This is a genomic window from Nguyenibacter vanlangensis (genome assembly GCF_013376155.1).
GTDB classification, from domain to species: domain Bacteria; phylum Pseudomonadota; class Alphaproteobacteria; order Acetobacterales; family Acetobacteraceae; genus Gluconacetobacter; species Gluconacetobacter vanlangensis.
Window position 1 is genome coordinate 1 of record NZ_JABXXP010001276.1, and the last position, 524, is coordinate 524.

Annotated in this window: 1 protein-coding gene; it reads left to right on the top strand. The window is 69.5% G+C overall.

The window, feature by feature from the left end; all coding sequences use genetic code 11:
* The coding region (locus HUK84_RS22570) for a multicopper oxidase domain-containing protein (protein WP_176642085.1) at positions 1 to 435 on the top strand (435 nt) is incomplete at its 5' end.
* Positions 436 to 524: the final 89 nt, after the last annotated feature.

A 524-nucleotide genomic window follows, 5' to 3' on the forward strand; every position in this document is an offset into this window, starting at 1 on the left:
GACGGGCTCGCGGGCAACGGCCGGCGCGTCCTCACCTATGCCGATCTGCGCGCCACGTGCCCGGGCACCGATCCGCGCCCGCCCGCCCGCGACATCACCCTGCATCTGACCGGCAATATGGAACGCTTCATCTGGGGCTTCGACGGCCGCAAATTCTCCGAGGCCCAGCCGATCCGCCTGGGCCTGGGCGAACGCGTGCGCTTCGTGCTGGTCAACGACACGATGATGGAACACCCGATCCACCTGCACGGACTCTGGAGCGAGCTGGAAAACGGCCAGGGCGCCCACCGGCCCTACAAGCACACCATCACCGTCAAGCCCGGCGAACGGCTTAGCTACCTGGTCACGGCCGACGTGCCCGGCCTATGGGCCTATCACTGCCACCTGCTCTACCACATGGAGGTCGGCATGTTCCGCACCGTGGTGGTGGCATGACCCGTATTTCCCTCCGGGCCGCCGCCGGCACGGCCGCGCTCCTCGCCACCCTCTCCGCCACGCCCCACCCGGCCCGCGCCCAGGCCATG